Raw genomic sequence first — 24,583 nt, forward strand, 5'->3', positions numbered from 1 at the left:
CCCTCGGCATGTTCCCAGGCGCGTACGGCAGGATGTGCGACATGCCCAGTGCAGAATCGACGCCAGCGAGCGTGCACGAGCCGGACCTGGTACGGCCGACCAAGAACGACGAGATCGCCAAGAACGGCAGCGAGCTGATCGGTGGCCCCGTCGGGCGGCGTGCCCTGCTCGGGACGTCCTGGTGGACTCCCGTCCGGATCATCGCTCTCGTGGCGATCGGCATGTTCGCCCTCGGCCTGGTCCAGAAGGCGCCCTGTTACAACGGTGCCTGGTTCTTCGGCGCCAGCTCGCAGTACACGCACGCGTGCTACTCGGACATCCCGCACCTCTACCAGGGACGCGGCTTCGCCGACGGACTCGTGCCCTACTTCGACAAGCTCCCCGGCGACATGCAGTACCTCGAATACCCGGTGCTGACCGGAGTGTTCATGGAGGTCGCCAGCTGGCTCACACCCAGCAGCGGCAGCATCCAGGACCAGGAACAGTGGTACTGGATGGTCAACGCCGGGATGCTGATGGCGTGCGCCGCCGTCATCGCCGTCTGCGTGACCCGTACGCACGCCCGGCGTCCCTGGGACGGTCTGTTGGTCGCCCTGGCGCCCGCGGCCGCGCTCACCGCCACCATCAACTGGGACCTTCTCGCGGTCGCTCTGACGGCCGCCGCGATGCTGATGTGGTCGCGAGGCCGCTCCCTCGCTTTCGGCGTTCTGCTGGGGCTCGCGACGGCCGCCAAGCTCTATCCCTTCCTCCTGCTCGGCCCGTTGCTCGTGCTGTGCTGGCGCGCTGGCAGATGGCGGGAGTACGGGACGGCCCTGGTGGGTGCGATCGTCGCCTGGCTGATCGTGAACCTGCCGGTGATGTTCTTCGCCTTCGACGGCTGGTCGAAGTTCTACACGTTCAGTCAGGAGCGGGGCGTCGACTTCGGCTCCTTCTGGCTGATCTGGTCCCAGAACTCGAGCAACCCGCCCAGCACCGAGACCGTCAACACGATGGCCACACTGTTGATGCTGCTGTGCTGCGGAGGTATCGCGGTGCTCACGCTGACCGCTCCGCGCCGTCCGCGCTTCGCCCAGCTCGCCTTCCTGATCGTCGCGGCCTTCATCCTCACCAACAAGGTCTACTCGCCGCAGTACGTCCTCTGGTTGGTGCCGCTGGCCGTGCTGGCCCGGCCCAAGTGGCGGGACTTCCTGATCTGGCAGGCGTGCGAGGTGGCGTACTTCCTGGGCATCTGGATGTACCTCGCGTACACGACCAGCGGCGACGCCCACAAGGGCCTGCCGACCGACGGCTACCACTGGGCCATCGCCCTGCACCTGCTGGGCACGCTGTACCTGTGTGTCGTGGTCGTGCGCGACATCTTCATGCCGGAGCGGGACGTGGTGCGCCGGGCCGGCGACGACGATCCCTCGGGCGGCGTGCTCGACGGTGCGGAGGACGTCTTCGTCCTCGGTCCCGCCGCCCATCCCCCGCGGCACGCCGCCCACTTCGACGTCCCTCAGGTGGAGTGGGGAAACCGAGGCGGGGAGTCCCCCTCCGAGCCCTCTGTCGGCGGTTCGCTCTGAGCGAACGCGGCGTAGGGGAACCACGCAAAAGGCCGTACACGGGTTCCGTGTACGGCCTTTCGGCTGTTCCTGGCTTGCTCAGCGGGTGGGGAGCCGCTGTTCAGCGGTCGACGAGCCGGTCGAACTGCGTGGTCGTGTGCCGCAGATGGGCCACCAGCTCCTCGCCGACCTTCGGCTCCGGGGCGTCGGACGGGACGAACAGGATGGAGACCTGCATGTGCGGGGGTTCGGCGAACCAGCGCTGCTTGCCGCCCCAGACGAACGGAGAAAGGTTCCGGTTGACCGTGGCCAGGCCGGCGCGGGCGACGCCCTTGGCGCGCGGCATGACGCCGTGCAGCGCCTTGGGGGCCTCCAGGCCCACCCCGTGGGACGTACCGCCCGCCACGACCACCAGGAAGCCGTCCGAGGCGGCCTTCTGCTGCCGGTAGCCGAAGCGGTCGCCCTTGGCCACGCGCGAGACGTCCAGAACGGCCCCGCGGTACTCGGTGGCCTCGTGGTCCCCCAGCCACAGCCGCGTGCCGATACGGGCGCGGAAGCGGGTCTGCGGGAACTGCTGCTGCAGTCGGGCCAGGTCCTCGGCCTTGAGGTGGCTGACGAACATCGTGTGCAGGGGCAGGCGGGCCGCGCGCAGCCGGTCCATCCAGCCGATGACCTCCTCGACGGCGTCCGAGCCGTCGGTACGGTCCAGCGGGAGATGGATGGCGAAGCCCTCCAGGCGGACGTTCTCTATGGCCGCGTGCAGCTGTGACAGATCCTGCTCACTGATGCCGTGCCGCTTCATCGAGGACATCACCTCGATGACCACCCGGGCCCCAACGAGGCCGTACACGCCGTCGATCGACGACACCGAGCGGATGACCCGGTCGGGCAGCGGGACGGGCTCCTCGCCGCGCCGGTACGGCGTCAGCACCAGCAGGTCACCGCCGAACCAGTCCTTGATCCGGGCGGCCTCGTACGTCGTGCCGACGGCGAGGACGTCCGAGCCGAGCCGCGTGGCCTCCTCCGCCAGCCGCTCGTGTCCGAAGCCGTAGCCGTTGCCCTTGCAGACCGGGACGAGTCCCGGGAACTGCTCCTGCACGTGCTTGTGATGCGCCCGCCAGCGCGCGGTGTCGACGTAGAGGGTGAGCGCCATGGCCGGACCTGGAACCTTTCTCGTGGCTGCGGTGTATCAGAGGTATGGGAGCTATTGAAGCGAAGAACGCGACCTCAGCGACGCGACATGTAGATGTCGAGCGCCTTGTGGAGCAGCTTGTTCAGCGGGAAGTCCCACTCGCCGAGGTACTCGGCGGCCTGGCCGCCCGTGCCCACCTTGAACTGGATCAGGCCGAAGAGGTGGTCGGTCTCGTCCAGCGAGTCGGAGATGCCCCGCAGGTCGTAGACCGTGCCGCCGAGCGCGTAGGCGTCGCGCAGCATCCGCCACTGCATCGCGTTCGAGGGCCGGACCTCACGGCCGATGTTGTCGGAGGCGCCGTAGGAGTACCAGACGTGCCCGCCGACGATGAGCATCGTCGCCGCCGACAGGTTCACACCGTTGTGCCGGGCGAAGTACAGCCGCATGCGGTTGGGGTCCTCGGTGTTGAGGGCCGTCCACATGCGCTGGAAGTACGACAGCGGCCGGGGCCGGAAGTGGTCGCGCACAGCCGTGATCTCGTACAGGCGCTGCCATTCCTCGAGGTCGTGGTAGCCGCCCTGGACGACCTCGACGCCGGCCTTCTCGGCCTTCTTGATGTTGCGGCGCCACAGCTGGTTGAAGTTCTTGTGGACCTCTTCCAGGGAGCGGTTCGCCAGCGGCACCTGGAAGACATAACGGGGCTGTACGTCGCCGAAGCCGGCGCCCCCGTCCTCGCCCTGCTGCCAGCCCATGCGGCGCAGCTTGTCGGCGACCTCGAAGGCGCGCGGTTCGATGAAGTCGGCCTCGATGTCCCGCAGCCGCTTCACGTCCGGATTCTGGATACCCGCCTTGATGGAGGTGGCCTCCCAGCGCCGAATGATCACCGGCGGGCCCATCTTCACGGAGAAGGCGCCCTGCTGCTTGAGATGGGCGAGCATCGGTTCCAGCCACTCGGTGAGGTTCGGCGCGAACCAGTTGATGACCGGGCCCTCGGGCAGGTAGGCAAGGTAACGCTTGATCTTGGGGAGCTGGCGATAGAGAACGAGGCCGGCACCGACCATCTCGCCCGTGCGGTCGTCGAACCAGCCGAGGCTCTCGGAGCGCCACTCCGCCTTGACGTCGGCCCAGGCCGGAACCTGCATGTGGCTCGCCGAGGGCAGGCTCTGGATGTATGCCAGATGCTGCTCACGGCTGATCGTCCTCAGGGTCAGGCTCATTCGGGGCGCTCCTCGGGCTGGTGTGTCCCCATGGGTACAGGGGCTCCGGCTCTCGCGCCGAAGCCTACTGCGCCTAGCGAGCGCCCCGACTGGGCATACGGCACCTTCGCCCCTGCCTGTGGCCGCCGAGGCGTTCCGCCGTACTTTATGGGTGGTTCAGCGGGCGATGTCCGCGGCCTCAGCCGAAGAGACCGCCGTGCGCCATGCCGAGGAAGAAACCGACCCCCGCCGCGCCCAGGCCGAGGATCAGCCCGAAGCGCTCACGCGTCGTCTCCGAGATCCACTGCCCGTACGCGCCGGTGAGGATCCCCACCAGTCCGGTCCAGGAGCTGAGCAGATGCAGGCTGTGGAACATCGCCGTGACGAACGACGTGAGGCCCAGTACCAGGGTCACCGCGAGCAGCGTGTCCTGGAGTGGGTGGGGCCTGCCGTCCGTGGCGAAAAGGCCTCCGACGGTGTTGGGTCGCATTGCTTGTGCCATAGGGCACCTCCTGCGGAAGACGGCGCATCGTAGCGCCATACACACCCGATGCGTACAGATTGACGGTCCCTGCGGCCGGATTTCAACCGGAAGCCGCTGTGCGGGTAGTCTGTAGCGTCTGCACCGGTGTCTGCCCACGTCATGGCAAGGGATTCCCTCTCGGGACCCCCGATTGTCAGTGGCGGCCGATACCGTTGCGTACGCATCACAACCCTCCTGCCACGGAACTGCCGTGGCCGTTGAGTCCAAAGGAGGTGGGTTCTACATGCGTCACTACGAGGTGATGGTCATCCTCGACCCCGATCTGGAGGAGCGCGCTGTCGCCCCCCTGATCGAGAACTTCCTCTCCGTCGTCCGCGAGGGCAACGGAAAGGTCGAGAAGGTCGACACCTGGGGCCGTCGTCGTCTCTCGTACGAGATCAAGAAGAAGCCTGAGGGCATCTACTCGGTCATCGACCTGCAGGCCGAGCCTGCGGTCGTCAAGGAGCTCGACCGCCAGATGAACCTGAACGAGTCGGTCCTCCGGACCAAGGTCCTCCGTCCCGAGACCCACTGAGCTCTTTCGCTCAGCTGATCTCGGGATTCGAGTAGCAGCACTAGCAGCCAGCAGCAAACCCGCCGAGAGGTTCCCCCATGGCAGGCGAGACCGTCATCACGGTCGTCGGCAATCTTGTCGACGACCCCGAGCTGCGCTTCACCCCTTCCGGTGCGGCGGTCGCGAAGTTCCGTGTCGCGTCCACTCCCCGCACCTTCGACCGCCAGACGAACGAGTGGAAGGACGGCGAGAGCCTGTTCCTGACCTGCTCGGTCTGGCGTCAGGCGGCTGAGAACGTCGCCGAGTCGCTCCAGCGAGGCATGCGCGTCATCGTGCAGGGCCGGTTGAAGCAGCGGTCCTACGAGGACCGTGAGGGCGTCAAGCGCACGGTCTACGAGCTGGACGTCGAGGAAGTCGGCGCCAGTCTGCGCAGTGCCACGGCCAAGGTCACCAAGACCGCCGGCCGTGGTGGCCAGGGTGGTTACGGCGGCGGCGGTGGCGGTGGCGCCCAGGGTGGCGGCGGCTGGGGCGGAAGCCCCGGCGGCGGTCAGCAGGGCGGCGGCGCTGCTCCGGCCGACGACCCGTGGGCGACCGGCGCTCCCGCCGGTGGCAACCAGGGCGGCGGCGGTGGCGGCGGCTGGGGTGGAAACTCCGGCGGCGCCAGCGGTGGCGCTGGCGGCGGCTACTCGGACGAGCCCCCCTTCTAGGCCTTCGGGCCGAGGGTGGGTCGTACCCACACTTCTTGATCACACAGGAGATACACCATGGCGAAGCCGCCTGTGCGCAAGCCGAAGAAGAAGGTCTGCGCTTTCTGCAAGGACAAGGTCACGTACGTGGACTACAAGGACACGAACATGCTGCGGAAGTTCATTTCCGACCGTGGCAAGATCCGTGCTCGCCGCGTGACCGGCAACTGCACCCAGCACCAGCGTGACGTCGCCACGGCTGTGAAGAACAGCCGTGAGATGGCGCTGCTGCCCTACACCTCCACCGCGCGATAAGGGAAGGGTGACCGAAACATGAAGATCATCCTCACCCACGAGGTCTCCGGCCTCGGTGCCGCGGGCGACGTCGTTGACGTCAAGGACGGTTACGCTCGCAACTACCTGATCCCGCGGAACTTTGCGATCCGCTGGACCAAGGGTGGCGAGAAGGACGTCGAGCAGATTCGTCGCGCTCGCAAGATCCACGAGATCCAGACCATCGAGCAGGCCAACGCTGTGAAGGCCCGGCTCGAGGGTGTCAAGGTCCGTCTGGCCGTCCGCTCCGGCGATGCCGGTCGTCTCTTCGGTTCCGTCACCCCGGCCGACATCGCTTCCGCGATCAAGGCTTCCGGTGGCCCCGAGGTCGACAAGCGCCGCATCGAGCTGGGCGCGCCGATCAAGACGCTGGGCGCTCACGAGACGTCTGTGCGTCTGCACCCCGAGGTTGCCGCCAAGGTCAACATCGAGGTCGTCGCGGCCTGATCGCTGCGCTCGGCACGGATTGCTGAGGGAAGGGGCCGCACCCCGTCGGGTGCGGCCCCTTCTCTGTGTCTGAGACCGGCAGCGGAGTCCATGTTTCACGTGAAACGCTGGTTTCACGTGAAACGGTCGGCGCGTTCAAGCGGTCAGCGCGTCGCACCGATCACCAGCCAGCGGCCGGAGCGGGCTCGCAGCCACAACGTCAGCATCCGCACGATCATCATCAGCGTCATGGCCGCCCAAAGCGCCGTGAGCCCGCCACCGAGTGCGGGGACAAGGAAGGCGGCCGGGATGAACACCGCCAGGGTGACCAGCATCGCCCACGCCAGGTACGGGCCGTCGCCCGCGCCCATCAGGACTCCGTCCAGGACGAAGACGACGCCGCAGATCGGTTGCGAGAGGGCGACGATCACCAGAGCGGGCAGAGCGGCATCCTTCACCACGGAGTCGCTGGTGAACAGCGGCAGGAACACCGGGCGGCTGATCACGACCAGGACGCCGAGCGCAATGCCGACGGCGAAGCCCCACTGCACCATGCGACGACAGACGTTACGGGCCCCCTCCGGGTCGCCGGCGCCGAGATAGCGGCCGATGATGGCCTGTCCGGCGATGGCGATGGCATCGAGCGCGAAGGCGAGCAGGCTCCACAGCGACAGGATGATCTGGTGTGCCGCGATGTCGGCGTCACCGAGGCGGGCCGCCACAGCGGTGGCGATCATCAGGATCGCCCGCAGGGAGAGTGTGCGGACCAGCAGAGGTACGCCGGCCTGCGCGGAGGCCCGGATCCCGGCGGCGTCGGGGCGCAGAGAGGCGCCGTGCCGACGGGCGCCACGGACCACCACCACGAGATAGGCGGCGGCCATGCCGCATTGAGCGATGACCGTGCCCCAGGCGGAGCCCGCGATGCCGAGGTCGGCCCCGTAGACGAGGCCCACATTGAGGACGGCGTTGGCGACGAAGCCTGCGATGGCGACGTACAGGGGGGTCTTCGTGTCCTGTAGCCCGCGCAGGACTCCGGTGGCGGCGAGCACGACGAGCATGGCCGGGATACCCAGGGCCGAGATCCGTAGATACGTGGTCGCATACGGGGCGGCGGTGTCGGAGGCGCCGAAGAGCTCCACAACGGCCGGCGCCGTGGGCAGTACGACGGCTATGACGACGGCACCGAGCAGCAGCGCCAGCCAGATGCCGTCCATGCCTTGGCGTATGGCGGCCTGTAGATCATCCGCACCGACGCGCCGAGCGACGGCGGCCGTGGTGGCGTAGGCGAGGAAGACGAAGATGCTGACGGCAGTCATGAGGAGGGCCGAGGCGACGCCGAGTCCGGCGAGTTGGGCCGTGCCGAGATGGCCCACGATCGCGCTGTCGGCCATGACAAAGAGGGGCTCGGCGACGAGGGCGCCGAAGGCCGGGAAGGCCAGCGCGACGATCTCTCGGTCGTGCCGACGTCGGGCGGCCTTGAGGGGCGCGGGAGCCTGTGTCATGAGCACCAATCTAATCGTCCACAGGTAAGAGATGCAATGCCTGTCTGACCCTTACTCCCTCTCTCGTGGTGCGCACTTGTGAGCACCGGTCGATGTGATCTTGGCCCGACCGGGAAAGTTTTTCTTCTGCACAGCCGGTGGATGGGAAAAGGGCAGGTCAGAGTAGTTGGCGCGAGATAACACGAGGCTTGTTCACAGGGCTGTCCACCGGGTCGTGCACAGGTTTTGTGGAGTTCTCCACAGCATCCGGGCCGTCGTCCACATGGCCTGTGGATAACCAGATTGGCTGACGGTGCCCGCGGGCCTACGGTGGACCGGCGCCCGCTCCGTTCGTCGGCTTGGAAATCACGACAAAACCGACGCTCCAGAACCGGAGTTGGGCGTCTCATTTGTCAGTGCCGTGCCGTAGAAAAGAGGGGCACGGCTAGGTCCGCTCTGCGGACGGGAGGAGGTGGCTCGGTGAGTATTTCCGAGCCCTTGGACGACCCCTGGGCCGACAGCGGTCCCAGTGATCGTCTGCCCACCTCCCGCCGGCGCGGCGACGGAGCCCGGGGCCGCGACGAGCAGCACGACAGAGGCAGGGAGAACGGCGCTTGGGAGGGCGGCGGATCGTCCTTCGAGCGCGTTCCGCCACAGGACCTCGATGCCGAGCAGTCCGTGCTCGGCGGCATGCTCCTGTCGAAGGACGCCATCGCCGATGTCGTCGAGGTCCTCAAGGGCCACGACTTCTACAAGCCCGCGCACGAGACGATCTACCAGGCGATCCTCGACGTCTACGCCAAGGGCGAGCCGGCCGACCCGATCACGATCGCCGCCGAGCTCACCAAGCGCGGCGAGATCAACAAGGTCGGCGGGGCGTCGTATCTGCACACGCTCGTCCAGACCGTGCCGACGGCGGCGAACGCCGAGTACTACGCGGAGATCGTTCACGAGCGTGCCGTCCTGCGCCGCCTGGTCGAGGCCGGTACCCGCATCACACAGATGGGGTACGCGGCCGACGACGACGTCGACGAGATCGTCAACCGGGCCCAGGCGGAGATCTACGCGGTCACCGAGCAGCGCACCAGCGAGGACTATCTGCCGCTCGGCGACATCATGGAGGGCGCACTCGACGAGATCGAGGCGATTGGCTCGCGCAGCGGCGAGATGACCGGCGTGCCCACCGGCTTCACCGACTTCGACTCGCTCACCAACGGCCTGCACCCGGGCCAGATGATCGTCATCGCCGCCCGTCCCGCCATGGGTAAGTCCACGCTCGCACTGGACTTCGCGCGGGCCGCGTCGATCAAGAACAACCTGCCCAGTGTCATCTTCTCCCTCGAGATGGGCCGCAACGAGATCGCGATGCGTCTGCTGTCCGCGGAGGCCCGCGTCGCCCTGCATCACATGAGATCCGGCACGATGACCGACGAGGACTGGACGCGCCTTGCCCGGCGGATGCCGGATGTCTCGGCTGCGCCGCTCTTCATCGACGACTCCCCGAACCTGTCGATGATGGAGATCCGTGCCAAGTGCCGCCGGCTCAAGCAGCGCAACGACATCAGGCTGGTCGTCATCGACTATCTCCAGCTGATGCAGTCCGGTGGCTCGAAGCGCGCCGAAAACCGTCAGCAGGAGGTCTCGGACATGTCCCGAAACCTCAAGCTGCTGGCCAAGGAGCTGGAGGTTCCGGTCATCGCGCTCTCCCAGCTGAACCGTGGTCCCGAGCAGCGCACGGACAAAAAGCCCATGGTCTCCGACCTGCGTGAGTCCGGTTCCATCGAGCAGGACGCCGACATGGTCATCCTGCTGCACCGCGAGGACGCCTACGAGAAGGAGTCCCCGCGTGCGGGCGAGGCCGACCTGATCGTGGCCAAGCACCGTAACGGCCCGACGGCGACGATCACTGTCGCCTTCCAGGGCCACTACTCGCGGTTCGTGGACATGGCGCAGACCTGATCAGCCCCCTGCAGGGTCTCAAATCTCGCGGCACAGTCTCATCTCCGATGGCACAGAGGCGGCACATATGCCGTCCTTGACATCCCCCTCGGCCACGCGGCGGAGGCCAGCCACCAGATCGCCCTACGCGCCGCTGACGAAGCCGAGGCTCTGCTGCTCAGCGCCTCGTCTCGTACCTGGTCAGGACCACGCCGCCGGGAAGCGTCCGCGTCTCCACCAGGTTGAGGTTCACCCAGTTGTCCAGCGCGGTGAAGAACGGCGTGCCGCCGCCCACCAGGACCGGCGCGGTGGCCAGCATGTATTCGTCAATCAGCCCGGCCCGCATGGCCGCCCCGGCGAGCGTCGCGCCGCCGATGTCCATCGGGCCGCCGTCCTCGGCCTTGAGCCGGGTGATCTCGGCGACCGCGTCGCCGGGGACCAGGCGGGTGTTCCAGTCGACCTTGTCGATCGTCGAGGAGAACACCACCTTCGACATGTCCCGCCAGCGGCGCGCGAACTCGACCTCCGCCGGGGTGGCGTTGGGCTGCTGGTCGCCGGTCGGCCAGTAGGAGCTCATCGTCTGCCACAGCTTGCGTCCGTACAGCGTCAGGTCGGTCGCCTGCAACTGGTCGGACCAAAACTGGAACAGCTCGTCGCTCGGCACGCTCCAGCCGATGTCGTCGCCGGGCGCGGCGATGTAGCCGTCCAGCGTCAGGTTCATGCCGTAGATCAGTTTCCGCATGGCGCGCCAGCCTTCCGTGAGTCGGTCTCACGCGTACAGACCGGCGCGGTGCGGGAAACTCATCGGTGCGCGATCTGGACTCGCCGGTAGTCCTCGTGCTCCGGGCTCAGCGTGGTGTATTCGGCCGACACGGGCAAGCCGCCCGATCTCGCCCTCGCCCTCGCGAGGAAAATGCCACGGATTTGAGACTGATCATGGGTGACAAGGCCGTGAGGCAGCCAAGAACGCCCAGGTCACGCAAGATCGACATGCCACGTGCGGCGAGACCCCACACCCCCCGAGGGCCAAATGAGCTCGACGCCCGAGTGCCCCGCAGGATGGACTGAGGCCATGACGACACCTCAGGAAGAGCTGCTGCCCGGCACGCGCCGGGCGCTGTTGCACCGGATCGCCGTGGCCCAGGCGGAAGGGCGTGCGCCGTCGCTGGTCGCGGCGGTCGTACGGGGCGGGCAGGCCGTGTGGCACGGCTCGCGGACCTCGGTGGAAGGGCACGGTCCGGATGGGAACGTGCAGTACCGGATCGGGTCGATCACAAAGACGTTCACCGCCGTTCTCGTGCTGCGACTGCGTGACGAGGGTGCACTCGACCTTGGTGACTCCCTGGAGAAGCACGTGCCGGGCACCGGTGCGGGGGAGGCCACGATCGCAGACCTGCTGGCCCACACCAGTGGTCTGGCGGCCGAGTCACCCGCGCCGTGGTGGGAGCGCACTCCGGGGTCCCTGCGGCCCGAACTCGCCGACGTGCTGGGGGAGCAGCCCTTCCGGCATCCGGCCGGCCGCCGCTTCCACTACTCCAACCCCGGTTACACCCTCCTGGGTGCGCTCGTCGAGAAGCTGCGCGGGGCTCCATGGGAGGACGTACTACGGCGCGAAGTGCTCGAACCTCTGGCCCTGGACCGTACGGGCACACGGCCGCAGGCTCCACACGCCGGCGGGTGGGCAGTGCACCCATGGGCCGACGTGATGCTGCCCGAGCCCACCGAGAATCTCGGACTGATGGCTCCGGCCGGTCAACTCTGGTCGACCACAGGAGACTTGGCGCGCTTCGCCGCCTTCCTGGCGAAGGGGGACGACAGAGTGCTGAGCGCAGACACCGTGCGGGAGATGCGGACGCCCGCCGCACCGGCGGAGGCCGCGGATGTCGTGGACGGTGCCACGTACGGTCTCGGGCTGCAGATCCAGCACCGGGACGGACGGCTGCTCGTGGGACATTCGGGGTCACTGCCGGGCTTCCTGGCCAACCTCACCATCAGCGTGGTGGACGACGTCGCGGCCGTGGTGCTGGCCAACTGCACCTCCGGGCCGTTGCTGTCGGCCGTGGGCGCCGACCTCGTACGGATCGTCGCCGAGGCCGAGCCGCGCTTCCCCGATCCGTGGCGGCCCCTGCCCGAAGGTGACGCTACTGCCCTGGAGTTGGCGGGCCAGTGGTACTGGGGGACCCATGCCTTTGCCCTGCGGCTGACGGCCGACGGGCTCGTCTCGCTGGAGCCCCTTTCCGGCAACGGCCGCCGTTCGCGGTTCCGGGTGAACGGCGACGGGACCTGGACGGGCCTGGAGGGCTACTACGCCGGAGAGCTCCTGAAGGCTGTATGGCGCCCGGACGGGTCCGTGAGCCATCTGGACCTCGGGTCGTTTGTCTTCACGCGTCAGCCGTACGACGAGGGGGCCTCCCTGCCCGGTGGGGTGGATCCCGAGGGCTGGCGCGGCATCGGCTAGACGCGCTCGCGGTGAAGCGGCCTGTTTCACGTGAAACAGGCCGCTTCACCGCGTCACAACCGAGAGCGTCATGCCGCCTCGAAGCGGCATGTCACAACTGGAGCTTGAAGCCCACGTGAGAGGCCGTGAAGCCGAGCCGCTCGTAGAAGCGGTGGGCATCCGTGCGGGTGTTGTCCGAGGTCAGCTGGACCAACTGGCAATCCTGGCGGCGGGATTCCTCGATCGCCCATTCGATGAGTCGCGTCCCGAGACCGCTGCCGCGTTCGTCTGCGTGGATGCGCACGCCTTCGACGATCGACCTGGTGGAACCGCGACGGGACAGCCCGGGAATGATCGTGAGCTGGAGCGTACCGACGACGCGGCCCTCACGAACGGCGACCACCAGCTGCTGGTTGGGGTCGGCGGTGAGGCGTTCGAGCGCTGCCAAGTAGGGCGTCAGGTCGTCCGGTGACTCGCGCTGGGCACCCAGGGGGTCGTCGGCGAGCATGGCGACGATCGCGGGAATGTCGTCCGCCGTGGCGGGCCGTATCTCAAGATCTCCCATGCCCGCACTCTATGCAGAGGCGTCCCTATGACGGCGTGCGGAGGGTTCTTGACCGCCTGCAGGTCCGCTCGATGGGGGCCTCGATCCTGCCGTGCAGCAGCGACAGCGCGCACCAGGTCCAGGAGCGGCTGTCACCAAGATATAACGACATCGAAATAGTCCGCGCTTGCATGTATCTAGCGTCTGCAATTAATGTGGCAGTCCGCTACACGCTCCTGCAATCGTCTGGGAAGGTGTCACCTCATGCCGCTCGCGCTTCTCGCCCTCGCGATCGGGGCCTTCGGAATCGGAACGACCGAGTTCGTGATCATGGGCCTGCTGCCCGAGGTCGCGGGCGACTTCGGGGTCTCCATCCCCACCGCCGGCTTCCTGGTGACCGGCTACGCGCTTGGTGTCATGTTCGGCGCCCCGCTGATGACCGTGCTCGGTACCAAGATCTCCCGCAAGCGGATGCTGATGCTGCTGATGGGTCTGTTCATCGCCGGCAATCTGCTGTCCGCCCTCGCGCCCACCTTTGCCGTCATGCTGATCGGCCGCGTGATCGCCTCACTCGCCCACGGCGCCTTCTTCGGCATCGGATCGGTCGTCGCGGCCGATCTGGTCGCCCCCGACAAGAAGGCCGGAGCCATCGCGATGATGTTCACCGGACTGACCGTCGCCAACGTGGTCGGTGTCCCGCTGGGCACACTCGTCGGGCAGTCCGTCGGCTGGCGCGTCACCTTCTGGATCGTCGCCGTCCTGGGCGTGATCGGTCTCCTCGGCATCGCCAAGCTCGTCCCCGACATGCCCAAGGCGGAAGGCGTGAGCCTGCGCCACGAACTGGCCGCCTTCAAGAACGCGCAGGTCCTGCTCGCGATGGCGATGACCGTCCTGGGCTTCGGCGGCGTCTTCGCGGCCATCACCTACATCGCCCCGATGATGACCCAGGTCGCAGGCTTCGCCGACGGCTCGGTCACCTGGCTGCTGGTCCTCTTCGGTCTCGGCATGGTCGGCGGCAACCTCGTCGGCGGCAAATACGCCGACCGCGCGCTGATGCCCATGCTCTACGTCTCTCTGGGCGCACTGGCCGTTGTCCTCGCCCTCTTCACGCTCACCGCCCACCACAAGGCCCTGGCGGCCGTCACGATCGCGCTCATCGGTGCCCTGGGGTTCGCAACCGTCCCGCCACTGCAGAAGCGCGTCCTCGATCAGGCACACGGCGCTCCGACCCTGGCGTCGGCCGTGAACATCGGCGCCTTCAACCTCGGCAACGCGCTCTCCGCCTGGCTCGGCGGTCTCGTCATCTCGGCCGGCCTCGGGTACACCGCCCCCAACTGGGTCGGTGCCGCCCTCGCCGCGGCCGCCCTGCTTCTCGCCTTCCTCTCGGCCGCTCTGGAACGCCGAGACAGCGCGCCGAGCACGGTAGTCGCTGAAGCCGTACCGACGGATCAGCGAGCTGCCCTTCACCACTGAGCCGCACACTGCACTCCGCAACCTTCATCACGAGTCGTACACAGCGACCGCCGGTTCCCGAATCCCTGGGGAACCGGCGGTCGCCGTACTAGAACTCGGCTTGTCGGACCTCAGCCGGCCGCCACCGTCAGCGGCGCGAAGCGTCGGCTCCAGTCCCCGGGGAGTTCCGCGATGCCATACGTCATGACGGCGTTGAAGGCGGTGGATGCCAGACCGTGTTCCTTCGCCCACGTCAGCAACTCCTCGTGCCGTACGTCGATGTCGGTGCGCAGAGGGCGGTCGGTGTGGGCGGCGAGGGAGCCGATCAGCGCCTTCGCCGTTGCCGTGTCGCGGGCGATCAGGGGGCCGACGACATGGGTGTCCATGTTGGGCCAAGCGGCCGCGTAGCCGATGATCCGGCCGTTCTCCTCGGCGACCCGCAACTGGTCGGCGAAGGCGGGCAGCCGGGTGATGACGTGCGTGCGATCGGCACCGAAGACCTCCCCGTCGAGCCGGAGAATGCCGGTGAGGTCCTCGGCGGTGACCGCACGCGTGGCGACCTCGGGCGGCGGACCGCCCGGGGTGAAGTGGCCGCACAGCATCTCGGCCCGGCCGGTGACCTTGAAGCCGAGCCTTTCATAGAGCGGACGACCGTACGGCGTCGCGTGCAGCGTCAGAGGTGTGGTGCCCATCGCCGAGACGACGTGGCGCATCAGCCGGCGTCCGATGCCCTGGCGGGCATGCCGTCCGGCCACCAACACCATGCCGATGGCGCCTAGATCGGGCTGGTCCTGCGGCCCGTACTCAGTGACCACGCAGGCGCTGACGAGCCCGCCGTCGGGGTCGTCGATGCCGTAGCCCTTTCCGGCCGTGAGGAGGAAGCCCCACTTGTGCTCCTCGCGTGGCCACCCCCGGTCCTCGGACAAGTCGGCGCAGGCGGTGAGATCGCGACGCGTCAGACGGCGGATGGGCAGAGCGGTGAGGGAAGGAGTCGGCACGCAGGTCAGGCTGTCTGACGGGCGCCCTCGTCGTCCACCTGTTTCCCGTAGGACGGACGAGCTTTTGGCCACGTCGTGGCCAACGGCACAGCCTGCGAACAGGCGCTGGGTGTTTCACGTGAAACATCGGCGAACGGCGACCGTCCGGTGGCAGCCCCTGAAGCCGGACAAGCACCCCGTTAGCCTCGGCGGCATGGCCAGACTTCATCTCTTCGACCTCGACGGCACGTTGTTGCACGGAAGCACCGCGCCCGTGGAGATATCCCGGCAGCTCGGGCTGGAAGCCGAGGCGGTGGCGCTCGATCAGGCAATCGGGGCAGGGTTGATCGGGCCGCCCGAATACGCGGCGGAGGTGTACACGCTCTGGGCGGAACTCACCGAGGCTCATGTGACGGCGGCTTTCGAAAGTGCCCCTTGGCTGGCTCGTATCCGCGAGGTCTGGGCGGAGATCAGGAGCGACGGCGACTACTGCGCCGTCGTGTCGCTCTCGCCCTCCTTCTTCGTGGAGAAGCTCATCGGCTGGGGCGCACATGCGGCGTACGGGTCCCGCTTTCCCGCATTGCCGTTCACCGAGCCCGTCGATCCCGCAGGGGTGTTGAGCGCCGCGGCCAAAGTCCGGATCGCCGACCGGCTGTGCGAGCAGTTCGGCGTGACACGGACCGACTGCATCGCTTACGGGGACTCCCTGTCGGACAAGGACCTGTTCGGGGCGGTGCCGATCTCCGTCGCGATCAATGCGGACAGCCATCTGGCGGGCATCTCGACCCACGCCTATATGGGGCTGGATCTGTGGGAAGCCTATGAATTGGTGCGGCACGCCCGGTAATTGAAGTAATTGACGGTTCGCCCCTCGTCATATTCGTGGAGGAGGAGGGGGGACTTGTGTGCGGGGCGGTGGCCGGTATGGTCGACTCCGGTTCGCGTCCGGGTGAGGAGCTCGTCCTGCACGTCCCGAGCGGGCCGAGAGCAGGGCAATGCAGCCTAACGGGACGGAGAGATCGAAGACCCGCATTTCCGGTAACGAGGCCGGGCGTCCATATCGGGTGGGACGCTGCGGTGAGAGTGCTGCGGCCAATGTCACACTCTCGCCTACTTGTCCGTACGGAGCCGGAACACGGGTTGACTGTGGCCGCATTGGCTGCGGCGCCGGACAAGAGAGCAAGCCGTCTGCGGGGGAAAGCAGGCATCTTCCGACCAGGGAAGTGCGCAGACCGACCGAAAGATGTTCGAGGCGAGGCACACCATGGACGCTCCGATCACCACGCCGGCCGACAACGGCACGTCCGGCGGCGGGAGCGGCTGGTTCACGCCGCGCAAGCAGCCGGCGACGACTCCGGGCAGCGAACAGGAGGCCACCGACGGCCGTCGCCTGGCGGCGATGCGCCCGGTGGGCAGCAGGACCGCGAGCGGCGCCGACAAGGACCCGCCGACGCCGAACACCGCACCGCCCGCCACGACAAGCGACGGCGCACAGCCGCCCGCCGAAGCCGGCGAGGACACACCGCCCACGTCGTCGTCAGTCGGCGCACCGCCCGCCACCCCGGACGACATACCGGACGCCACCGGGACCCGCGAGACGACCGCGATACAGACGCCCGAGATATCGCCCCTCATACCGGCTTCCGCCTCCGGCCCGCCCGTCCCGGCTCCGCCCGTCCAATCCCCGCTCGCCCAGACCTCGCTCGTCCAGACTCCCCTCCTCACCCGAGCCGTGCCTTCCGAAGCACCGCCCGCCGAACACCGCGTACCCGCCCAGCGCTCCGCCCCGAAGCAGGACGCCTCCCCGGATGCCGTCCTTGTCCGCCGGACCATGGCCGAGGTCGGACCCGTGGCCGACAAGGTCACCTCGTACTTCTATGCGCTGCTCTTCGTACGCCACCCCGACCTCCGGTCGCTGTTCCCGGCCGCGATGGACACCCAGCGGGACCGGCTGCTCAAGGCGCTGCTCACCGCGGCCGAGCACATCGACAACACCGAGGTCCTCGTCGAGTATCTGCAGAACCTCGGCCGCGGACACCGCAAGTACGGCACCCGGGCCGAGCACTACCCGGCTGTCGGCGAGTGCCTCATCGGTGCCCTGAGCAAGTACGCCTCCGCCATCTGGAATCCGGAGCTCGAGGCGGCATGGGTCCGGACGTACACCACGATCTCGCAAGTCATGATCGACGCGGCGGCGACGGACGAACTCCGCGCCCCCGCCTGGTGGTACGCGGAAGTCGTGGCGCACGACCTCAGAACACCGGACGTCGCGGTCGTCACCGTCCGCCCCGACCAGCCCTATCCCTTCCTTGCAGGCCAGTACACGAGCGTGGAGACACCCTGGTGGCCGCGGATCTGGCGGCACTACTCCTTCGCTTCCGCGCCCCGCTCCGACGGTCTGCTGTCGTTCCACGTGAAGGCCGTCCCCGCGGGCTGGGTCTCCAACGCCCTGGTGCACCGTGCACGGCCCGGCGACATCATCCGGCTCGGCCCGCCCGCCGGTTCGATGACCGTCGACCACACCACCGACAGCGGGCTGCTCTGCCTGGGCGGCGGCACCGGCATAGCGCCCATCAAGGCACTCGTCGAGGACGTCGCCGAGCATGGCGAACGGCGCCCGGTCGAGGTGTTCTACGGTGCCCGCACCGACCACGACCTCTACGACATCGACACCATGCTCAGGCTCCAGCAGTCCCACCCGTGGCTCTCGGTCCGTGCGGTCATCGACCAGCAGGCGCACCTCCAGCTCCCGGACGCCATACGCGCGTACGGACCGTGGAACGAATACGACGCCTATCTCTCCGGCCCGCCCGGAATGATCCGCAGCGGTGTGGACGCACTCAGGGACAGTGGCATCCCGTCGGAACGCATACGCCACGACTCGGTGGAGGAGCTCGTGGCCGCCGCTCAGTGACCCGGTGTCGGAGGTCAGCCGAGGTCCGGGGCGTGCATGGCGCGTACGCCCTCGATGTTGCCGTCCAGGTAGTGCCGCAGCGACAGCGGTACGAGGTGGACGGAAGCGATCCCGACACGAGTGAACGGCACCCGCACGATCTCGTACTCGCCGATGGGCTCGTCCACCTCGGGGCCGTGCCGCAGGGAGGGATCCATGGACTCCAGGTGGCAGACGAAGAAGTGCTGCACCTTCACGCCGGTCGCACCGCCGTCCGCGCCGATGTGCTCGACGGTGTCGACGAAGCAGGGCACCACGTCGGTGATCTTGGCGCCGAGCTCCTCGTACACCTCCCGGTGCAGGGCGTCGACGACGGTTGGGTCGTCCGGCTCGACTCCGCCGCCGGGCGTGAGCCAGTACGGATCCAAGCCGGGCTTGGTGCGCTTGATCAGAATCAGGTCGTCACCGTCCAGCAGAACGGCGCGGGCGGTGCGCTTGACCACGGGTCGGACGGTCATGGGAGAAATGTGGCCCCGCTGGTTCCACGTGAAACATCGCGAAACGTCACCGAATGAGCGCACCGTGTGAACGGCTCGGACCGAGCTGGCGGTCGGCGACACCGCGAGGCGGTGACCAGCTGAAATACGCGGCTCAGCACCAGTCGCCGGCCGCCTGCAGCAACCACTCGTGGGCCCGTGCGATGTGCGGCATCGCCAGAGTGCCGGTGCGGACCACCAGAAAGTACGTCCGCAGGGGCGGCACCGCAGGATCATGCAGCGCGACGACCTCACCGCGTTCCAGGGCGGATGCGCACAGATAGCGGGGCAGTACGGCGAGTCCGGCGCCTGCCACCGCGCAGGCGAGGACCGCACGCAGGTCCGGGACGATCACGGTGCCCGGGGCGGCCGGGAGAGAGTCGAAGACCGAAGCCCAGTAGCGGGAGACGAAGGGCAGCGACTCGTGCACCTCGACCACCGGGACGTGCTCCAACGCGGGTGCGGACTTGGTCATGGCGAAGTTCTCCGGCGCCCGTCTCCCTTTGGCCGCGGAGCCGCCCTCCGACACCCGCCTCCCCTTGACCGAGGTGACGTTCTCCAGGACCCGTGCCCCCTTGCGGCGCGGTTTTCCGGAGCCGAGCCGCTCGGCCCAGTGTGGGGCCGCGACCAGGACGTGCTCCTCGTCGCAGAGCGCAGTCGCCGTGAGCAGTGCGCCGCGCGGACGGGCCGTACAGATGGCCAGATCGTGATGCCCGGCGGCGAGTCCTTCCAGAACTTCCTCGGCGTTCCCGAAGGAGGCGCGCAGCGCGAAGCCCTGGCCGTCCTCGCCGGTCAGCTCGGTGAGCGCGGGCAGTGCCCGCTCGGCGGTGAACTCGGGAGGGCCGGCGAGGTGCAGTGTCCGTAAGGAGGACTCGTCGTCGAGCCCAGTCTCGGTGATCTCCACCAGGGCGTCGAGATGCGGCGCCGCCTTGTGGGCGAGCTCGTCGCCGATGGTGGTAGGCGTCACTCCCCGGGCCTGCCGCAGGAACAGGGGACGCCCCAACTGCCGCTCCAGGGTGCGGATCTGTGAGGTGACGGCCGGCTGCGACAGGCCGAGCAGCGCGGCCGCGCGGGTGAAGGACCCGGCCCGGTGCACCGTCACAAAGGTGCGCAGCAAGGCCAGATCCATGGCGACGCCCTCCTCTTCCCTGCCCTTCTCCCGGCCCCGAGGCAGGGCCCAACTATAAATATGTCGATAGGTCTCTGTCGCTACTGTGATTGGACACTGACACAGAGTCAACTAGCCTTGGTCGCGCGGTTCTTCGCGCGCGGAACCGGGGCGGTCCGAGCCACGAGGGGGGAGGCTCGGACCGCCCGTTGCACGTAGCCGTACACCGCCTCGGCGGGTGCGCAGGGGCTACCGGGACGATTCGTCCAGGGCGCGCAGCACATCCGCCACCAGGTCCTCGGGATCCTCGGCACCCACCGAGAAACGGATGAAACCGTCCGGCACGGCGTCTCCGCCCCAGCGCCCGCGGCGTTCGGCCGTCGAGCGCACCCCACCGAAGCTGGTCGCGTCGTCGACGAGCCGCAGCGCGTCGAGAAAACGGTCAGCACGCGCGCGCGTGGGCAGCGTGAAGGAAACCACGCACCCGTAGCGCCGCATCTGCTGCGAGGCGACCTTGTGCGAGGGGTCGTCGGCCAGCCCCGGATAGCGCAGCCCGGTCACCTCGGGGCGCCCCCGCAGCGCCTCCGCGAGCACCAGGGCGGTCGCGTTCTGCCGGTCGACCCGCAACTGGAGCGTGGCGATCGAACGGTGGGCGAGCCAGGCCTCCATCGGCCCCGCGATCGCTCCGACGATCTTCCGCCAGCGCCGGACGGCGGCCATGGCCTCGGCGTCGCGACCGGTGACGTATCCCAGCAGGACGTCCCCGTGCCCGGTGAGCTGCTTGGTGCCGCTGGCCACGGAGAAGTCCGCGCCGAGCTCCAGCGGGCGCTGCCCGAGCGGTGTCGCGAGCGTGTTGTCGACGGCGACCAGGGCGCCACGCGCGTGTGCGGCCTCGGTGAGCCGTCGGATGTCGCACACGTCGAGCCCGGGGTTCGACGGCGTCTCCATCCACAGCAGCTTCGCGCCGTCGAGGACGTCCAGCTGGGCATCGCCGGCGGTGGGCGCCGTACGCACCTCGATGCCGTAGGCCTCCAACTGCGTGCGTACGAGGGGCAGCGCCTGGTAGCCGTCATCGGGCAGGACGACCGCGTCTCCGGCCCGCAGCTGCGAGAACAGCACCGAGGAGATGGCAGCCATGCCCGAGGCGAACACGAGCGTCTCCACGCCCTCCCGCCCGGGCGCCTCCAGCTCGCCGATGGCGCGCTCCAGCAGGGTCCAGGTCGGGTTGTCGTCGCGGCCGTAGCTGTACGGACCCGTCACCTCGCCCGGCAGATGGAAGTGGGCGGCGAACACCGGACCGGGCAGGGTCGGCTCGTGCCTGACCGGCTCGGGCAGCCCGGCCCGCACAGCGCGTGTGCCGTCACCGCTGCCCCCAGGGAGTCCCTGCCCGCTCGTAGCGCTCATGCCGCCCGTCCCTCCACGTCCTCGCGTACCGCGGCGAGCAGACCCTCGCTCGCCGCCTCCACCATCTCAAGGCACTCCTCGAAGCCGTCCATGCCCCCGTAGTACGGATCCGGCACGTCGAGGTCGGCGCCCGCGGCGGGGTCGTAGGAACGCAGCAGCTGGACCTTCTCCGCGTCCTGCGAGGTGGGTGCGAGACGGCGCAGGGCCTTGAGGTGGCCGACGTCGAGAGCGATGACAAGGTCGAGGCGGGCGAACCACGACGGCTGGAACTGGCGGGCCGTGTGGGTGCCGTCGTAGCCGCCGTTCTCCAGGACCGTGACGGTGCGCGGGTCGGCGCCGTCGCCTTCGTGCCAGCCGCCCGTGCCGGCGCTGTCGACCTCCACCAGGCCGTCGAGCCCGGCTTCCCGTATGCGGGCGCGGAAGACCGACTCGGCCATCGGGGAGCGGCAGATGTTGCCGGTGCAGACGAAGCAGACGCGGTAGGTCATGGCGCGCTCAGTCCTCGTCGGGCAGGACGACGTGGAGCGCCCAGGACACGATCGAGATGATCAGGCCGCCCAGGACGGCGGTCCAGAAGCCCTCGACATGGAAGCTCAGGTCGAGCTTGTCGGCCAGCCATGAGGTCAGCAGCAGCATCAGGGCGTTGACCACCAGGGTGATCAGGCCGAGGGTCAGGATGAACAGAGGGAAGGTCAGGACCTGCACGATGGGCTTGACCAGGAAGTTCACCAGACCGAAGACCAGGGCGACGAGGAGCAGCGTCCACACCTTCTTGCCGGTGCTGTCGCCGGTCAGGGTGATCTTGTCGAGCAGCCATACGGCGACCGCCAGGGCGCCCGCGTTGGCGATCGTCTTGACTACGAAATTCTTCATGTGTCTGATCGTCGCAGAAGAGATCTGTTACGACACGGGCGAGGGCGGACGAAGTCGATGAAGGCATTCCGGTTGGACGAACTGGAGGCGGAGCGCGCCGCCAATGATGGCGCCTACCTGCAGTTCCTGCGGGAGCGGAACATGTCGGTCGGCCTGTACGCCCTCGACGCCGGCGAGCGCGACCCGCAGCAGCCGCACAACCAGGACGAGGTCTACTTCGTCGTCAGCGGCCGCGCCGCGATCACCGTCGGCATGGAGACCACCCAGGTGGCGCGCGGCAGCGTCGTCTACGTACCGGCCGGTGTCGCGCACAAGTTCCATCACATCAGCGAGGACCTCAGGGTGATGGTGGTGTTCTCTCCGCCCGAGAGCTGACCTGCGACCTCGGGGTTCCCTAGGGGATCAGTCAGGGGCGGACAAGGGATGCGAGGCCCCCGCCTGGGCCCCTCCCGCCCTAGCATCGAGTGCAGGACATTCAGAAGCTAGTGCAGGACATTCAGAGGCTCCGGCACCAGAAGTGCCGGGCACCAGAGAGGCGAGGGCGATGCGAGAGATCTTCACGGGACTGCCGTGGTGGATGAAGTGGGTCGCGGTGCCTGTCATCGCCCTGGTCGTGTTCGGCGGGCTGATAGCCAGCGTCGTCGGCTTCGTCATCGGCCTGCTCTTCAAGGTGCTGGTCTTCGTGGCACTGGTCGGCGGACTGATCTACGTCGTACGGAAGTTCACGACGAGTTCCTCGTCACGCAGCGACTGGTGAGCGGTCAACTCGAGGCAACCGGCGATCGGTAACAGGAATCACCGGTTCCCTCGGGCGAGGGAAGTTTCCCGTGCAGACCGTCTGCCGGCGGTGGCGGACGGTTAGAGTCCGGAACTCGACGCGGGGACGACCCCGCGAGCGGCGTACACCCCCTCCCGTGTTCCCCGCACGGGCTGCCCCCTCGCGCTCCGGGAGTGACCCTTGGCCACGGTTGACACCGCACTCGCCCAGTCCCACGGACCCACCGCACCCGTTCCATCTCCCGTACCCACCGCACCCGCTCAGCTCCACGCACCCGCCGTGGCCGGCAGGGCCGACCTCCTGCCCCCGGGAGCCCGTATGCGGCCCCCGGAGCAGCCCGCCGCACCGTCGGCGCGCCCACGCCCCACAACCCCTCCGACGCAGCGGCAGGCGACCGCGTCACCCACGCCGCCGCACTCCTCGACCCTCATCGGATCCGTGCAGCGCGCCATGCGCCTGCTGGAGTGCGTCGCCGAACACGAACACGGAGCCCCCGCCAAGCAACTGGCCCGCGAGACGGGCCTGGCGCTCCCCACGGCCTACCACCTGCTGCGCACCCTCGTGCACGAGGGCTATCTGCGCCGCGACAAAGGGCTGTTCTTCCTCGGTGAAGCGGCTGAGCGGCTGGGCAGCAGCGGAGCCCAGCAGAAACGTCGCAGCACGGTCGCGGAGACGCTCGCACACTGGCGCGACGCGATCGGCGTACCGGTGTACTACGCGATGTACCGCGACGGCGAGATCGAGGTCGTGTGCGTCTCCGACACCCCGGGCAACCCGGCGGTCGAGGAGTGGGCGGACTTCCGCGAGACCGGGCACGCGCACGCCATCGGCCAGTGTCTGCTGGCCCAGTTGGACGACGACGCCCGCCGCGACCATCTCGACCGCTACCCGGTGCAGTCCATCACGCCCTACACCGTGCGTGACAACCATTCCATGCTGCGACGGCTCGAACGGATGAGGCGGGCGGAACCGGTGACGGAACGACAGGAGTACGCACTGGGCACGGTGTGCGCGGCGATCCCGATCACAGTGGGTAACGTCGCGGCGACGATGGCCATTTCTCTGCCCTCCCATCAGGCCGACCGGCTCCCGGCGGCAACGCAGCAATTGCAAGGCGCGTTGGCTCGGCTCATGGGGTCACTCGCGACCTCTATCAGTATCTGAAAACTCACTCCTTGTGATCTGTCGTGCACGTTCAGCAAGATTCCCTCAGTGTCAGAGGGATGGTTCCCAGCCAGTCGACGTCAAGTGACGGGGTAGGCGATGCGCGAGTTCGTGCAGGCAGAGGTCATGATGAGCTTTCTCGTCTCCGAGGAGCTCTCCTTCCGAATTCCGGTGGAGCTGCGCTACGAGACCTGCGATCCCTATGCCATCCGGCTGACCTTCCATCTGCCGGGCGATGCCCCGGTGACCTGGGCCTTCGGTCGCGAGCTGCTGATCGACGGGGTGGGACGGCCGTGCGGGGACGGGGACGTGCGCGTCTCACCCGCCGAGCCCGACTCACTGGGTGACGTACTGATCCGGCTTCAGGTCGGCAGCGACCAGGCGCTGTTCCGCTCATCCACGGCGCCCCTCATCGCCTTCCTCGACCGCACCGACAAGCTGGTGCCGCTGGGCCAGGAAGGCGCGCACGCCGACTTCGACGCCCACCTCGACGAGGCGCTGGACCGCATCCTGGCGGAGGAGCAGAGCGCGGGCTGAAGCGTTTCGGCGGGGAAGCGGCGGATCGCTTCACTCTCGGGGGTGGGGGTGTGCAGGAACGCTTCTGCATGCGGGCGTGATGTGTCATTGGCGGCACGGGTTGATGGCAG

At 68.2% G+C, this 24,583-nt stretch carries 26 protein-coding genes; 14 read left to right on the plus strand and 12 right to left on the minus strand.

Annotation, left to right across the window (positions count from 1 at the left end):
• Positions 1-41: 41 nt before the first annotated feature.
• Positions 42-1,562, plus strand: coding sequence for a glycosyltransferase family 87 protein (locus tag OG252_RS25840; protein ID WP_406494052.1), 1,521 nt, complete (start codon positions 42-44; stop codon positions 1,560-1,562).
• 100 nt (positions 1,563-1,662) lie between these two features.
• Here OG252_RS25840 and OG252_RS25845 read toward each other — a convergent pair whose 3' ends face one another.
• From OG252_RS25845 to OG252_RS25855, 3 genes are all read right to left on the minus strand, one after another.
• The gene (locus OG252_RS25845) at positions 1,663-2,694 is read right to left on the minus strand and encodes an alanine racemase (protein WP_266436691.1); all 1,032 of its coding nucleotides are present in this window, start codon (positions 2,692-2,694) and stop codon (positions 1,663-1,665) included.
• 74 nt (positions 2,695-2,768) lie between these two features.
• Positions 2,769-3,890 carry a peptidoglycan bridge formation glycyltransferase FemX gene (gene femX / locus OG252_RS25850; protein ID WP_266436693.1) on the minus strand — a complete coding sequence of 374 codons (1,122 nt, stop codon included), beginning with the start codon at positions 3,888-3,890 and terminating at the stop codon, positions 2,769-2,771.
• A gap of 178 nt (positions 3,891-4,068) precedes the next feature.
• Entirely contained in the window at positions 4,069-4,371 is a 303-nt protein-coding gene (locus OG252_RS25855; protein ID WP_266436695.1) for a hypothetical protein, read from the minus strand.
• Between the two features lie 265 nt (positions 4,372-4,636).
• Here OG252_RS25855 and rpsF point away from each other — a divergent pair, with 265 nt between their 5' ends.
• The 4 genes from rpsF (at position 4,637) to rplI (ending at position 6,372) form a co-directional block, all read left to right on the plus strand.
• The gene (gene rpsF, locus OG252_RS25860; RefSeq protein ID WP_005482942.1) at positions 4,637-4,927 is read left to right on the plus strand and encodes a 30S ribosomal protein S6; all 291 of its coding nucleotides are present in this window, start codon (positions 4,637-4,639) and stop codon (positions 4,925-4,927) included.
• A gap of 77 nt (positions 4,928-5,004) precedes the next feature.
• Positions 5,005-5,613 carry a single-stranded DNA-binding protein gene (locus tag OG252_RS25865; RefSeq protein ID WP_307676022.1) on the plus strand — a complete coding sequence of 203 codons (609 nt, stop codon included), beginning with the start codon at positions 5,005-5,007 and terminating at the stop codon, positions 5,611-5,613.
• Positions 5,614-5,670: 57 nt separating this feature from the next.
• Positions 5,671-5,907 (plus strand): 30S ribosomal protein S18, encoded by a 237-nt coding sequence (gene rpsR / locus OG252_RS25870; RefSeq protein WP_003949403.1) that lies wholly within the window; start codon positions 5,671-5,673, stop codon positions 5,905-5,907.
• Positions 5,908-5,925: 18 nt separating this feature from the next.
• Positions 5,926-6,372, plus strand: a complete 447-nt coding sequence (gene rplI / locus OG252_RS25875; RefSeq protein WP_067018185.1) for a 50S ribosomal protein L9 — start codon at positions 5,926-5,928, stop codon at positions 6,370-6,372.
• A 143-nt stretch (positions 6,373-6,515) separates the two neighbouring features.
• Here the strand turns inward: rplI and OG252_RS25880 are convergent, their stop codons facing one another.
• A complete protein-coding gene (locus OG252_RS25880) occupies positions 6,516-7,853 on the minus strand; it encodes an MATE family efflux transporter (protein WP_329339033.1) in 1,338 nt (445 codons plus the stop codon).
• Between the two features lie 459 nt (positions 7,854-8,312).
• Here OG252_RS25880 and dnaB point away from each other — a divergent pair, with 459 nt between their 5' ends.
• Complete coding sequence (gene dnaB / locus OG252_RS25885; protein WP_266436707.1) at positions 8,313-9,791, plus strand: replicative DNA helicase; 1,479 nt, start codon at positions 8,313-8,315, stop codon at positions 9,789-9,791.
• Between the two features lie 157 nt (positions 9,792-9,948).
• Here dnaB and OG252_RS25890 read toward each other — a convergent pair whose 3' ends face one another.
• Positions 9,949-10,512 (minus strand): dihydrofolate reductase family protein, encoded by a 564-nt coding sequence (locus OG252_RS25890; RefSeq protein WP_266436709.1) that lies wholly within the window; start codon positions 10,510-10,512, stop codon positions 9,949-9,951.
• Positions 10,513-10,842: 330 nt separating this feature from the next.
• Between OG252_RS25890 and OG252_RS25895 the strand changes: the two genes are divergently transcribed.
• The gene (locus OG252_RS25895) at positions 10,843-12,228 is read left to right on the plus strand and encodes a serine hydrolase domain-containing protein (protein ID WP_266436711.1); all 1,386 of its coding nucleotides are present in this window, start codon (positions 10,843-10,845) and stop codon (positions 12,226-12,228) included.
• 91 nt (positions 12,229-12,319) lie between these two features.
• Here the strand turns inward: OG252_RS25895 and OG252_RS25900 are convergent, their stop codons facing one another.
• The gene (locus tag OG252_RS25900; protein ID WP_266436713.1) at positions 12,320-12,772 is read right to left on the minus strand and encodes a GNAT family N-acetyltransferase; all 453 of its coding nucleotides are present in this window, start codon (positions 12,770-12,772) and stop codon (positions 12,320-12,322) included.
• A gap of 243 nt (positions 12,773-13,015) precedes the next feature.
• Here OG252_RS25900 and OG252_RS25905 point away from each other — a divergent pair, with 243 nt between their 5' ends.
• Positions 13,016-14,224 carry an MFS transporter gene (locus OG252_RS25905; RefSeq protein ID WP_266436715.1) on the plus strand — a complete coding sequence of 403 codons (1,209 nt, stop codon included), beginning with the start codon at positions 13,016-13,018 and terminating at the stop codon, positions 14,222-14,224.
• A 110-nt stretch (positions 14,225-14,334) separates the two neighbouring features.
• On the opposite strand, the gene OG252_RS25910 is transcribed toward OG252_RS25905, so the two are convergent.
• Complete coding sequence (locus tag OG252_RS25910) at positions 14,335-15,201, minus strand: GNAT family N-acetyltransferase (RefSeq protein ID WP_329339035.1); 867 nt, start codon at positions 15,199-15,201, stop codon at positions 14,335-14,337.
• A 193-nt stretch (positions 15,202-15,394) separates the two neighbouring features.
• Between OG252_RS25910 and OG252_RS25915 the strand changes: the two genes are divergently transcribed.
• The gene (locus OG252_RS25915) at positions 15,395-16,027 is read left to right on the plus strand and encodes an HAD family hydrolase (RefSeq protein ID WP_329339037.1); all 633 of its coding nucleotides are present in this window, start codon (positions 15,395-15,397) and stop codon (positions 16,025-16,027) included.
• A 396-nt stretch (positions 16,028-16,423) separates the two neighbouring features.
• Positions 16,424-18,094, plus strand: coding sequence for a globin domain-containing protein (locus tag OG252_RS25920; protein WP_411149586.1), 1,671 nt, complete (start codon positions 16,424-16,426; stop codon positions 18,092-18,094).
• 14 nt (positions 18,095-18,108) lie between these two features.
• Here OG252_RS25920 and OG252_RS25925 read toward each other — a convergent pair whose 3' ends face one another.
• The 5 genes from OG252_RS25925 to OG252_RS25945 form a co-directional block, all read right to left on the minus strand.
• The gene (locus OG252_RS25925) at positions 18,109-18,591 is read right to left on the minus strand and encodes an NUDIX domain-containing protein (protein WP_266436723.1); all 483 of its coding nucleotides are present in this window, start codon (positions 18,589-18,591) and stop codon (positions 18,109-18,111) included.
• A gap of 133 nt (positions 18,592-18,724) precedes the next feature.
• Positions 18,725-19,738 carry a LysR family transcriptional regulator gene (locus OG252_RS25930; RefSeq protein ID WP_329339043.1) on the minus strand — a complete coding sequence of 338 codons (1,014 nt, stop codon included), beginning with the start codon at positions 19,736-19,738 and terminating at the stop codon, positions 18,725-18,727.
• A 228-nt stretch (positions 19,739-19,966) separates the two neighbouring features.
• Positions 19,967-21,121, minus strand: coding sequence for a cystathionine gamma-lyase (locus OG252_RS25935; protein ID WP_307676007.1), 1,155 nt, complete (start codon positions 21,119-21,121; stop codon positions 19,967-19,969).
• Positions 21,118-21,609 (minus strand): low molecular weight protein-tyrosine-phosphatase, encoded by a 492-nt coding sequence (locus tag OG252_RS25940; RefSeq protein ID WP_266436729.1) that lies wholly within the window; start codon positions 21,607-21,609, stop codon positions 21,118-21,120. Before OG252_RS25940 ends, OG252_RS25935 begins: the two co-directional genes overlap by 4 nt.
• A gap of 7 nt (positions 21,610-21,616) precedes the next feature.
• A complete protein-coding gene (locus OG252_RS25945) occupies positions 21,617-21,994 on the minus strand; it encodes a phage holin family protein (protein WP_266436731.1) in 378 nt (125 codons plus the stop codon).
• A gap of 57 nt (positions 21,995-22,051) precedes the next feature.
• Here OG252_RS25945 and OG252_RS25950 point away from each other — a divergent pair, with 57 nt between their 5' ends.
• The 4 genes from OG252_RS25950 (at position 22,052) to OG252_RS25965 (ending at position 24,473) form a co-directional block, all read left to right on the plus strand.
• Positions 22,052-22,369 carry a cupin domain-containing protein gene (locus OG252_RS25950; protein WP_266436733.1) on the plus strand — a complete coding sequence of 106 codons (318 nt, stop codon included), beginning with the start codon at positions 22,052-22,054 and terminating at the stop codon, positions 22,367-22,369.
• 169 nt (positions 22,370-22,538) lie between these two features.
• Positions 22,539-22,751 (plus strand): DUF5326 family protein, encoded by a 213-nt coding sequence (locus OG252_RS25955; RefSeq protein ID WP_266436735.1) that lies wholly within the window; start codon positions 22,539-22,541, stop codon positions 22,749-22,751.
• Between the two features lie 339 nt (positions 22,752-23,090).
• The gene (locus OG252_RS25960) at positions 23,091-23,936 is read left to right on the plus strand and encodes an IclR family transcriptional regulator (protein ID WP_329345194.1); all 846 of its coding nucleotides are present in this window, start codon (positions 23,091-23,093) and stop codon (positions 23,934-23,936) included.
• A 99-nt stretch (positions 23,937-24,035) separates the two neighbouring features.
• Positions 24,036-24,473, plus strand: coding sequence for an SsgA family sporulation/cell division regulator (locus OG252_RS25965; RefSeq protein ID WP_266436739.1), 438 nt, complete (start codon positions 24,036-24,038; stop codon positions 24,471-24,473).
• Positions 24,474-24,583 lie beyond the last annotated feature (110 nt).

The sequence above is a fragment of the Streptomyces sp. NBC_01352 genome (assembly GCF_036237295.1).
In the GTDB taxonomy this organism is placed as follows: Bacteria; Actinomycetota; Actinomycetes; order Streptomycetales; family Streptomycetaceae; genus Streptomyces; species Streptomyces plumbiresistens.

Coding starts and splice junctions, on each gene's coding strand:
- OG252_RS25900 (WP_266436713.1), bottom strand. CDS start 12,772: ATGGGAGATCTTGAGATACGGCCCGCCACGGCGGACGACATTCCCGCG.
- OG252_RS25865 (WP_307676022.1), top strand. CDS start 5,005: ATGGCAGGCGAGACCGTCATCACGGTCGTCGGCAATCTTGTCGACGAC.
- OG252_RS25950 (WP_266436733.1), top strand. CDS start 22,052: ATGAAGGCATTCCGGTTGGACGAACTGGAGGCGGAGCGCGCCGCCAAT.
- OG252_RS25945 (WP_266436731.1), bottom strand. CDS start 21,994: ATGAAGAATTTCGTAGTCAAGACGATCGCCAACGCGGGCGCCCTGGCG.
- OG252_RS25960 (WP_329345194.1), top strand. CDS start 23,091: ATGCGGCCCCCGGAGCAGCCCGCCGCACCGTCGGCGCGCCCACGCCCC.
- OG252_RS25915 (WP_329339037.1), top strand. CDS start 15,395: ATGGCCAGACTTCATCTCTTCGACCTCGACGGCACGTTGTTGCACGGA.
- OG252_RS25890 (WP_266436709.1), bottom strand. CDS start 10,512: ATGCGGAAACTGATCTACGGCATGAACCTGACGCTGGACGGCTACATC.
- femX (WP_266436693.1), bottom strand. CDS start 3,890: ATGAGCCTGACCCTGAGGACGATCAGCCGTGAGCAGCATCTGGCATAC.
- OG252_RS25935 (WP_307676007.1), bottom strand. CDS start 21,121: ATGAGCGCTACGAGCGGGCAGGGACTCCCTGGGGGCAGCGGTGACGGC.
- OG252_RS25905 (WP_266436715.1), top strand. CDS start 13,016: ATGCCGCTCGCGCTTCTCGCCCTCGCGATCGGGGCCTTCGGAATCGGA.
- OG252_RS25840 (WP_406494052.1), top strand. CDS start 42: ATGCCCAGTGCAGAATCGACGCCAGCGAGCGTGCACGAGCCGGACCTG.
- OG252_RS25855 (WP_266436695.1), bottom strand. CDS start 4,371: ATGGCACAAGCAATGCGACCCAACACCGTCGGAGGCCTTTTCGCCACG.
- OG252_RS25940 (WP_266436729.1), bottom strand. CDS start 21,609: ATGACCTACCGCGTCTGCTTCGTCTGCACCGGCAACATCTGCCGCTCC.
- OG252_RS25880 (WP_329339033.1), bottom strand. CDS start 7,853: ATGACACAGGCTCCCGCGCCCCTCAAGGCCGCCCGACGTCGGCACGAC.
- OG252_RS25920 (WP_411149586.1), top strand. CDS start 16,424: ATGTTCGAGGCGAGGCACACCATGGACGCTCCGATCACCACGCCGGCC.
- rpsF (WP_005482942.1), top strand. CDS start 4,637: ATGCGTCACTACGAGGTGATGGTCATCCTCGACCCCGATCTGGAGGAG.
- OG252_RS25895 (WP_266436711.1), top strand. CDS start 10,843: ATGACGACACCTCAGGAAGAGCTGCTGCCCGGCACGCGCCGGGCGCTG.
- OG252_RS25930 (WP_329339043.1), bottom strand. CDS start 19,738: ATGGATCTGGCCTTGCTGCGCACCTTTGTGACGGTGCACCGGGCCGGG.
- OG252_RS25955 (WP_266436735.1), top strand. CDS start 22,539: ATGCGAGAGATCTTCACGGGACTGCCGTGGTGGATGAAGTGGGTCGCG.
- OG252_RS25925 (WP_266436723.1), bottom strand. CDS start 18,591: ATGACCGTCCGACCCGTGGTCAAGCGCACCGCCCGCGCCGTTCTGCTG.
- rpsR (WP_003949403.1), top strand. CDS start 5,671: ATGGCGAAGCCGCCTGTGCGCAAGCCGAAGAAGAAGGTCTGCGCTTTC.
- rplI (WP_067018185.1), top strand. CDS start 5,926: ATGAAGATCATCCTCACCCACGAGGTCTCCGGCCTCGGTGCCGCGGGC.
- OG252_RS25965 (WP_266436739.1), top strand. CDS start 24,036: ATGCGCGAGTTCGTGCAGGCAGAGGTCATGATGAGCTTTCTCGTCTCC.
- OG252_RS25845 (WP_266436691.1), bottom strand. CDS start 2,694: ATGGCGCTCACCCTCTACGTCGACACCGCGCGCTGGCGGGCGCATCAC.